Origin of the sequence: Fictibacillus phosphorivorans, assembly GCF_023715845.1 — a bacterium.
Taxonomy (GTDB): domain Bacteria; phylum Bacillota; class Bacilli; order Bacillales; family Fictibacillaceae; genus Fictibacillus; species Fictibacillus phosphorivorans_D.
In genome coordinates, this window is record NZ_JAMBOR010000031.1 from 23,308 (window position 1) to 33,980 (window position 10,673).

The window sequence follows — 10,673 nt, forward strand, 5'->3', positions numbered from 1 at the left end:
CAGGGTGGACGACTGTTTAAATAGGATTGAATTAAAGAGATAAGGGGGGTAAATTGGTTGGAAAACATTAATGACTTATGGTCCAAAGCACTTGCGGCTATAGAAACAAAAGTCAGTAAGCCTAGCTTTGAAACCTGGTTAAAGTCAACTACAGCTCATGCATTGCAAAATGATACGCTTGTGATCACAGCGCCTAATGAATTTGCACGAGATTGGCTGGAATCCAGGTATGCTGGCATTATTTCAGAGACCTTATTGGACGTCACAGGCGCAGCATTAGATGTAAAATTCATCATTCCACAAAATCAGTCAGATTTAGACCTGGACTTGGAGCTGGCGATGAAAAAGGCACCTAAAACGCCAAAAGAGCCTCATGAAGAAGTGTCTCAAAGTATGCTAAACCCTAAATATACGTTTGATCGGTTTGTTATCGGTTCTGGAAACCGTTTTGCGCATGCTGCGTCATTAGCTGTAGCAGAAGCACCGGCAAAAGCCTACAACCCGCTATTTATTTATGGTGGAGTAGGATTAGGTAAAACGCATCTAATGCATGCGATCGGACATTATGTACTGGAACATAATCCAGGGGCAAAAGTGGTTTATCTGTCATCAGAAAAATTTACAAATGAATTCATAAATTCCATTCGTGATAATAAAACTGTCGAATTTCGCAATAAGTTCCGAAGTGTGGACGTGCTTTTAATAGATGATATTCAATTCCTTGCGGGAAAAGAACAAACGCAAGAGGAATTTTTCCATACATTCAATGCACTGCATGAAGAAAGCAAACAGATTGTCATCTCAAGTGATAGACCTCCAAAGGAGATCCCTACACTAGAGGACAGACTCCGTTCACGTTTTGAATGGGGATTAATCACAGATATTACTCCGCCAGATTTGGAGACAAGAATCGCGATCTTGCGAAAAAAGGCGAAAGCTGAAGGCCTTGATATACCGAATGAAGTGATGCTTTATATCGCAAACCAAATAGATACAAACATCCGTGAACTTGAAGGTGCACTTATACGAGTTGTTGCTTATTCTTCTTTAATTAATCAAGACATGAACGCAGATCTCGCTGCAGAAGCACTGCGAGATATTATACCGTCAGCAAAACCAAGAACGCTAACCATTCATCATATACAAGAAGTAGTCGGCAAGCATTTTAATGTTAAGCTCGAAGATTTCACAGCGAAAAAGAGAACAAAATCTGTTGCCTTTCCAAGACAGATCGCCATGTATCTCTCACGTGAATTGACTGATAACTCCCTTCCTAAAATAGGGGAAGAGTTTGGGGGCCGTGATCATACAACGGTTCTTCATGCACATGAAAAGATTTCAACACTGCTTATTACAGATCAAGTGCTGCAAAAGAAAATACAAGAAATTCATGATCAGTTAAAATCAATCTAAATCGCAACCTTGAATACTGTGAATAACTACTGTTGCTTTATACACAGTCTGTCCACATGTGGATAGGCTGTTCTATCTTTGTTTCAAAGGGTTATCCACACATTCACAGCGCCTATTACTATTACTACTATTTTTTTAAAAGATTTTAATTAATATCAGGGGGGTAAAACAATGCAAGTAAAGATTCAATTAAACCAATTGATTGAAGCCGTTCAAGATGTCATGAAAGCTGTCTCCTCACGAACAACGATTCCGATTCTAACAGGGATCAAAATGGAAGTGACGTATGAAGGTGTGCACTTAACAGGTAGTGATTCTGATATTTCCATTGAAAGACTGATTCCGACTGAAGAAGGAGATCTCGTACATATTGAAGTTAAGCAAGAAGGAAGTGTTGTGCTTCCTGCTAGATACTTCTCTGAAATCGTTAAAAAACTCCCGAATGACACTGTAGAAATCGAAGTTGGAGAACGCTTTGAAACAACGCTTCGTTCCGGAGCTTCTGAATTTAGCCTACTTGGCCTTGATCCAGAAGAATATCCGCGTTTACCGCAGATTGAAGAGAATCTTGTTTTTGAAATCCAAAGTGATCTGCTTAAAACAATGATTCGTCAAACTGTCTTTGCGGTGTCCACCTCAGAAACACGCCCTATCTTAACCGGTGTAAACTGGACATTGGGTGATGGGGTGCTAAACTGTATTGCAACAGATAGCCACAGATTGGCAGAACGTAAGATGCCGATTGATTCCCAAGCGGAAGAGTTATCTTTTAGCAACGTCGTAATTCCCGGGAAGAGCTTAAACGAACTTTCAAAAATTCTTGATGAATCAGAAGAAAAAGTACAAATCGTTGTAACGAACAACCAGATTTTGTTTAAGGCTAAGAACATTCTGTTGTTCTCACGCTTATTGGATGGAAACTATCCTGACACTTCCAAACTGATTCCCTCTGAAAGTAAAACAACGTTTGTTTTAAAGACGAAGGAGTTTTTGCAGGCGATCGACCGAGCTTCGTTATTAGCGAGAGAAGGAAGAAACAATGTTGTTAAGCTGGCAACACTTGATAACAAAACGATTGAACTGTCATCGAACTCACCTGAGATCGGGAAGGTTTTTGAACATATGATCGCTGAAGAGATCGAAGGAGAAGAACTAAAAATCTCTTTTAACGCAAAATACGTGATGGAGGCACTTAAAGTGATGGACTGCTCTGAAATTAGCGTTCTATTCACAGGTGCTATGAGGCCATTCCTTATCCAGCCTGTTTCAGATGACACGATCCGTCAGTTGATCCTGCCGGTAAGAACTTACTAAAATACAAAGCTGCCGGAAGACCGGCGGCTTTCTTTTCATTTCTAAGAGAATCGTTTTTTGGAGAAACTAGAAAGAAGAATCATAATTTTTTCAATCAACAACTTATAAAAAGCAATATTGATTACTTAAAGCAGGAGGTTTTCTTAGTGGAAAACGTAAAGATCAATACAGAATTCATCACACTTCAACAGCTGCTGAAAACAACCGATGTCATCCAGTCGGGCGGCATGGTAAAATGGTATTTAGCAGAACATGAAGTTCTTGTGAACGGAGAACATGAAACACGCCGAGGGAAGAAACTATATGCGGGTGATGTCGTGTCCATTCCAGATGTAGGAGAGTTCAAGGTAACAACGGAATAGGGGGAATCCCTTTGCATATTGAAGAGCTTTATCTGAGGAACTACCGCAACTATAAAGACCAGACGTTAAGCTTTGAAAATAAGGTCAATGTTTTCCTTGGCGAAAACGCACAGGGCAAAACGAATGTGATGGAATCCATCTATGTTTTGGCCATGGCGAGGTCTTATCGGACATCAAAAGATAAAGAGTTAATAACTTGGGACGAAGAGTATGCTAAAATAGAGGGTAGTATCAAAAAGAAAAACAGTTCTTTTGATCTGAGCCTGGTTATTTCACAAAAAGGAAAAAAAGCGAAAATCAGCCGCATTGAACAGCGACGTCTAACAGATTATGTTGGGCATTTTAATGTGGTCATGTTTGCACCTGAGGATTTAAATCTTGTAAAAGGCAGTCCACAGGTGCGTCGTCGTTTTATTGACATGGAAATCGGGCAAGTAAACGCAGTTTATTTGAACGATCTATCGGTGTACCAAAAGATCCTTTCTCAACGAAATTCTCTATTAAGAGAGATGTATCGCAACAGGAGCACCGAAAATATGACAATGCTCGAGATCTTAACCGAACAGCTTATAGATAAAGCGGCAAGGATTACATTGAAGCGTATGAAGTACATGGATAAGCTGCAAGGATGGGCAGAACCGATCCATCATGGCATATCAAGAGGGCTCGAAAGATTAAAAATTCACTACAAACCTGCCGTAGAGGTATGCGAAGAGCCGGATTTGTCGAAAATGATAGAAGCGTTTCATTCGAAATTTGATAAAATAAAAGAAAAAGAGATTGAACGGGGTACGTCATTATTTGGACCCCATCGAGATGACCTGCTGTTCTCGGTAAATGGGAAAGATGTACAAACATTTGGTTCTCAAGGGCAGCAGCGTACAACTGCGCTTTCACTGAAGCTTGCTGAAATCGATCTGATTCATTCAGAAGTTGGAGAATATCCAGTTCTTTTGCTGGATGATGTACTCTCCGAATTAGACGACTTCAGGCAATCTCATCTGTTAAATACCATCCAAGGGAAAGTTCAAACCTTTGTTACTACAACCAGTGTGGAAGGAATTCATCATGAAACATTGGAGAAGGCCGCAACCTATCAAGTTCATTCAGGCTCTATAGAACGTTTGAAGTGAGGTGAGGGATTTGCTTTTACATTTAGGTGATGAGGAAGTTATTCATTCAAAAGATGTACTGGCTATATTAGATATTAATGCATTAAAGACTTCTGAGCTTGCGAAGGAATTTCTGAAAAAGCATGAAAAGAATCAAACATTGACCGACCTGAGCGGCAATGCTCCAAAATCTGTGATTATTACAGAGAAATTGATTTATTTGTCTCCCCTTTCTGCCTCAACGTTAAAAAAGAGAGCCTCTGATCGCCTCGAACTTGAAAATGGCTGGAATATAAAATAAAGGTTTTATAAAAAAAGCGTTTTTAAACCGGAATGAAGGTGAACCAATTGACGACTGAACAAAAATTAGAGCATCAACAAAATTATGATGAAAGCAATATCCAGGTACTCGAAGGACTCGAAGCGGTGCGTAAACGTCCTGGTATGTATATTGGGGCAACCAATGTACGCGGTCTGCACCATCTTGTATGGGAAATCGTCGACAACTCAATCGATGAAGCGTTAGCTGGATACTGTGATACGATCCGCATTACGATTGAAAAGGATAACAGCATCACGGTTGAAGATAATGGACGCGGTATTCCTGTAGGCATGCATGAAAAAATGGGACGACCTGCGGTGGAAGTTATCATGACTGTGCTTCATGCCGGCGGTAAATTCGGCGGCGGAGGATATAAAGTTTCAGGCGGTCTTCATGGTGTTGGTGCATCCGTAGTTAACGCGTTGTCCACCTTGCTTGAAGTTACGGTATCTCGTGACGGAAAAGTCCATTATCAATCTTACGAGCGCGGTGTTCCTAATGCTGACTTGAAGGTGATCGGTGAAACGGATAAAACGGGCACACGCACACACTTTAAGCCTGACCCAGAAATTTTTACTGAATCATTAGAATATGATTTCCCAACTCTATCAAATCGTATTCGCGAACTTGCTTACTTGAACCGCGGACTCAAAATTATTGCAGAAGATAAACGAGGGGAAGAACCAGTAGTAAAGGAATACCATTATGAGGGCGGAATTAAGTCATACGTTGAACATATTAACCGTACGCGTGAAGTCCTTCATGAAGAGCCCATTTTTGTTGAAGGTGAAAAAGAGGGGATCTCCGTCGAAATCGCGTTCCAATACAATGACAGCTTTGCAAGCAATATCTATTCTTTCGCAAACAACATCAATACGCATGAAGGCGGCACGCATGAATCTGGATTTAAAACAGCCTTAACGCGTGTTATTAACGATTATGGTCGGAAGAATAACCTTTTTAAAGACAATGATACGAACCTTACAGGGGAAGATGTGCGTGAAGGTTTAACGGCGATCATCTCGATCAAACACCCTGATCCACAGTTTGAAGGACAGACGAAAACGAAACTTGGAAATTCTGAAGCGAGACAGATTACCGAATCCATATTCTCTGAGACCTTCTCAGCTTTCTTGCTTGAGAATCCGGTAGTGGCGAAGGCGATCGTTGAAAAAGGAATGATGGCGCTGCGTGCACGTGTCGCTGCTAAAAAAGCACGTGAACTTACACGTCGTAAGAGTGCGTTAGAAGTTTCTTCATTACCGGGGAAATTAGCTGACTGTTCTTCTAAAGATGCAAGCATCTCTGAATTGTACGTGGTAGAGGGTGACTCTGCCGGTGGATCGGCAAAACAAGGACGTGACCGTCATTTCCAAGCGATCTTGCCTCTTCGCGGAAAAATTATAAACGTTGAAAAAGCAAGACTCGACAAAATTCTTTCAAATAACGAAGTTCGTGCGATCATTACGGCTTTAGGCACGGGGATCGGCGACGAGTTTGATATTACAAAAGCTCGTTATCATAAGGTCATCATCATGACGGATGCCGATGTCGATGGTGCACACATTCGTACACTGCTACTGACATTCTTTTTCCGTTATATGCGACCGATCATTGAGCATGGCTACATCTACATCGCTCAGCCGCCGCTTTATAAAGTGCAGCAAGGAAAACGAATCGAGTATGCTTACAACGATAAAGAACTTGAAAAGTTATTGGATGAACTTCCGCAAGTTCCAAAGCCGCAGCTCCAGCGCTATAAGGGTCTTGGTGAGATGAATCCTACCCAGCTGTGGGAGACGACAATGGACCCAGAAACACGTACATTGCTTCAAGTTGAAATGAAAGATGCGATGGCTGCTGACGAAACGTTTGAGATCTTAATGGGAGATAAAGTTGAACCTCGCCGTGATTTCATTCAAGAAAACGCACAGTACGTTAAGAATTTAGATATTTAATTATGTTTTAGTATCTGTAAAAGATGCTGAAGCTGAACATAAATAAAATGCTGAAGCTGGACAAGGTCCAGTTTCGGTTCGTTTACAAGCCAAATTTGTGGCTTTAAAAACCTGTTTTTCTAGAGGTTATGGAGGTAAAACGAATGTCTGAAATGGAACGTTCCCGGGTTAAAGAAATAAATATTAGTACGGAAATGAAAACGTCTTTCATGGACTATGCCATGAGCGTTATCGTCAGCCGTGCACTGCCAGATGTACGTGACGGATTGAAGCCTGTTCACCGGCGTATCCTTTATGCCATGAACGATCTTGGTATGACGTCAGATAAGGCTTATAAAAAGTCTGCGCGTATCGTTGGTGAAGTAATCGGTAAGTATCATCCTCACGGCGACTCTGCTGTATACGACACGATGGTTCGTATGGCACAGGATTTTAACTTCCGCCACATGCTGATCGATGGCCACGGTAACTTCGGTTCTGTCGATGGTGATGCCGCAGCCGCGATGCGTTATACAGAGGCGCGAATGTCTAAGATTGCCATGGAGATGGTGCGCGACATCAACAAGGATACGATCGGTTACAAAGACAACTATGATGGTTCTGAACAAGAGCCGGTTGTATTACCAGCACGTTTCCCTAACTTACTCGTCAATGGTGCAGCCGGAATCGCGGTTGGTATGGCAACAAACATCCCGCCTCACCACCTTGGTGAGGTCATTGATGGGATCTTAGCATTAAGTGAAAATCCGGATATCACGATTCCAGAATTAATGGAGATCATACCTGGTCCAGATTTCCCTACTGCCGGTGAAATCTTAGGTCGGGAAGGAATCCGCAAAGCATACCAAAACGGAAGAGGATCCATTATCATCCGTGCAAAAGCTGAAATTGAGGAAATGGCTAGCGGTAAACAAGCGATTATCGTAACGGAGCTTCCATACCAAGTAAACAAAGCTCGTCTCATTGAAAAAATTGCTGAACTCGTTCGTGATAAAAAGATCGAAGGAATTACTGACCTGCGTGATGAGTCAGACCGAAATGGTATGCGAATCGTGATGGAAATCCGCCGTGATGCAAATGCCAACGTTATTTTAAATAATTTATATAAACAAACTGCTCTTCAGACAAGCTTTGGTATTAACATGCTTGCCCTCGTTGATGGGCATCCAAAGGTACTTAACATTAAAGAATGTCTTTACCATTACTTAAAGCATCAGCAAGTGATCATCCGTCGTCGTACGGAATTTGATCTTAAAAAAGCGGAAGCAAGAGCTCATATTTTAGAGGGTCTGCGTATTGCGCTTGATCACCTGGATGAAGTCATCGCCTTGATCCGCGGTTCAAGAACGACTGATATTGCTCGTGAAGGGTTAATGGAGAAGTTTGAGCTAAGCTATGAGCAATCTCAAGCAATCCTAGACATGCGCTTGCAGCGTTTAACAGGATTAGAGCGTGATAAGATCGAGAACGAATATAGTGAATTGGTTGCTTTGATCGCTGAGTTAAAAGCGATTTTAGCAGATGAAGAAAAAATTCTCGAAATTATCCGTACGGAACTTACTGAGATTAAAGAAAAATACGATAACCCGAGACGTACTGTTATTTCTGTCGGATTCAATAGCATTGAGGACGAAGATTTAATTCCGCGTTCTAATATCGTCATTACGTTGACGAATAAGGGCTATATTAAGCGACTTCCGATCTCGACTTACCGTTCGCAGCGACGCGGGGGTAAAGGAATTCAGGGAATGGGAACGAGTGAAGATGATTTCGTTGAACAGTTGTTTACAACAAATACGCATAACTATATTCTCTTCTTTACGAATAAAGGGAAGGCTTACCGCTTAAAAGGTTACGAGATTCCTGAGTACGGAAGAACGGCTAAAGGAATTCCGATCATCAATCTCTTACAGATCGAACAAGGTGAAACGATTTCAGCCGTGATCCCTGTAGAGGATATGGAAAGTGATGAAGTTTACCTAAACTTTATGACGAAACAAGGGATTACGAAGCGTTCCGCATTATCTGCTTACAGTAACATCCGCAAAGGCGGTCTGTTTGCTATTAATCTTCGAGACGAAGATGAACTGATGGGTGTACGATTAACTGACGGTACGAAAGACATTATCGTCGGTACTAAACAAGGAATGTCGATTCGTTATCAGGAAACAGACGTAAGATCGATGGGCCGAACAGCTACAGGGGTAAAAGCTGTAACTTTAGGAGAAGATGATGAAGTTGTCGGTATGGAAGTATTGGATGAGTCACAAGACATCCTTATCGTTACAACAAATGGTTACGGCAAGCGGACACCAATGAGTGAATACCGTCTGCAGTCACGTGGTGGTAAAGGGATCAAAACCGTTAACATCACGGATAAGAATGGTCCTGTCGTCAGCTTGAAGACTGTGACTGACGAAGATGACTTGATGATTATCACAGCAAAAGGAATCATCATCAGAATGAACATCTCCGGTATTTCAACAATGGGACGAAATACACAAGGTGTAAGATTAATGACCATGAGCGAAAACAATCATGTAGCTACGGTTGCGGTTGTAGAACGAGAAGAAGAAACAGATGATGAAATCGTAGATGAAAATGGTGAATCCACTTCAATTGAAGAGCAAGAATCGCTAACTACTGAAAATACTCCTGATCAAAACGAAGAAGAAAACGAATAATTTCTTTAAAGAGGAAAATGTGTATACATTTTCCTCTTTTTTACATGTACAATAAAACTATGAATTTTCCGATTAAAGGAGTATATGGTGATGAAAGTTAAAACGAGTCTGGCGAAGGTCGGCCAGATAGTAAATCAAGATGTTTTCTCGATGACCAATCAGCCGATCGTCAATAAAAACACGGTATTGAATACAGAACACCTAAGCGTACTAACTCGTTTTCATATAGAAGAGATAGATGTTCTTCCCAGTTCAGGGTTCAGCACAAACAGCATAATGGAAAATGAATCAACCGTTGCAACAAAAGAAGAAACATTTCTGCAGATTAATAAAGAAGAGAACCTTTCATTTCCTACTCTGTATCTGCAGACGGTCAAGCGCTATAAACAATTGTTCACGAATTGGCAGTCAGGAAGCCCGTTAGATATGCTGGAAGTTCGCCAAGCTGTTCTAAAAGTGCTCGAAGAAGGTTCGAATTTTCCTCGAGATATTTTATTGTTGCATCACTATGCGACAAGCACGGATTATATTAATCACCATGCTATTTCTGTAGGAATCTTAAGTACATTTTTAGCAAAGAAGCTTCATTATTCAAATGGTGACTGCATGCAGATTGGACTTGCTGGCGTATTATCGGATTGCGGAATGGCCAAAGTTCAGCCGACCCTTCTGAAAAAAAGCGGCGCGCTGTCTCCTGCAGAGTTCGATGAGGTAAAGCAGCACACCATACACGGATATAACATGTTAAAGAAAATCCCTTCTATAAAAGAAGGTGTTTTACTCGGTGTTCTTCAACACCATGAACGAGAAGATGGTTCTGGCTACCCGTTAAAAGTTCAAGGAAGCAAACTGCATCCATTCAGTAAAATCCTTGCTGTAGCAGATGTATACCTTGCGATGACAGCTGAACGTCCGTATCGCAGCAAACAATCTCCATTTAAAGTACTCGAAATGATAATGAAGGACCAATTCGGTAAGTTTGATCATCAAGTTATCCGTGCACTGTTTTCAGGACTATCAACCTTCTCGACAGGGAGCCGTGTTAAACTAAGCAATCAGGAAGTTGGAGAAATCGTCTTTATAGAAGAAAGCCAACCCACACGGCCGATAGTCAAATTAGATTCAAATGGAGAATTCATCGCTTTAAAAACAAGGAACGATTTATATATAGAAGAGCTTTTATCTTAGGATAGAAGTTTTTTTATATTTTGTCTTGTAACCTGGTTACATCCATGGTAGACTAATCAAGCTGTTTTAAAAACAGCACTGCAGCACTTTAAGTCGATAACGAATTAATCCGAAAAAGTTTTAAAATGTTATTGACTCTGACTGATTAACGTGTTATATTATTGAAGTCGCCAAAACGAGTGACAAGCTTAAACAAACAAGTTCTTTGAAAACTGAACAAAAGCAAAGGTAAGGAATTATGAATGAATTCCGTCAGTAAGAAATTAGAGCAAGTCAAACACTTTTATGGAGAGTTTGATCCTGGCTCAGGATGAACGCTG

At 41.1% G+C, this 10,673-nt stretch carries 8 protein-coding genes; all 8 read left to right on the plus strand.

The genetic code is table 11. The features are described from left to right. Window positions 1–57 precede the first annotated feature (57 nt). Window positions 58–1,413, plus strand: coding sequence for a chromosomal replication initiator protein DnaA (gene dnaA, locus M3206_RS17615; protein ID WP_251313825.1), 1,356 nt, complete (start codon window positions 58–60; stop codon window positions 1,411–1,413). Between the two features lie 171 nt (window positions 1,414–1,584). After that, complete coding sequence (dnaN, locus tag M3206_RS17620) at window positions 1,585–2,727, plus strand: DNA polymerase III subunit beta (protein WP_251313826.1); 1,143 nt, start codon at window positions 1,585–1,587, stop codon at window positions 2,725–2,727. A 146-nt stretch (window positions 2,728–2,873) separates the two neighbouring features. Continuing rightward, on the plus strand, window positions 2,874–3,089 hold the full coding sequence (yaaA, locus tag M3206_RS17625) for a S4 domain-containing protein YaaA (RefSeq protein WP_066244167.1): 216 nt from the start codon (window positions 2,874–2,876) through the stop codon (window positions 3,087–3,089). Between the two features lie 11 nt (window positions 3,090–3,100). Beyond that, window positions 3,101–4,222, plus strand: a complete 1,122-nt coding sequence (gene recF, locus M3206_RS17630; RefSeq protein WP_251313827.1) for a DNA replication/repair protein RecF — start codon at window positions 3,101–3,103, stop codon at window positions 4,220–4,222. Window positions 4,223–4,232: 10 nt separating this feature from the next. Then, on the plus strand, window positions 4,233–4,502 hold the full coding sequence (remB, locus tag M3206_RS17635; RefSeq protein WP_251313828.1) for an extracellular matrix regulator RemB: 270 nt from the start codon (window positions 4,233–4,235) through the stop codon (window positions 4,500–4,502). A gap of 32 nt (window positions 4,503–4,534) precedes the next feature. Beyond that, entirely contained in the window at window positions 4,535–6,481 is a 1,947-nt protein-coding gene (gene gyrB / locus M3206_RS17640) for a DNA topoisomerase (ATP-hydrolyzing) subunit B (protein ID WP_251313829.1), read from the plus strand. Window positions 6,482–6,624: 143 nt separating this feature from the next. Next, the gene (gene gyrA, locus M3206_RS17645) at window positions 6,625–9,165 is read left to right on the plus strand and encodes a DNA gyrase subunit A (RefSeq protein ID WP_251313830.1); all 2,541 of its coding nucleotides are present in this window, start codon (window positions 6,625–6,627) and stop codon (window positions 9,163–9,165) included. Window positions 9,166–9,255: 90 nt separating this feature from the next. Next, the gene (locus M3206_RS17650) at window positions 9,256–10,353 is read left to right on the plus strand and encodes an HD-GYP domain-containing protein (protein WP_251313831.1); all 1,098 of its coding nucleotides are present in this window, start codon (window positions 9,256–9,258) and stop codon (window positions 10,351–10,353) included. Window positions 10,354–10,673: the final 320 nt, after the last annotated feature.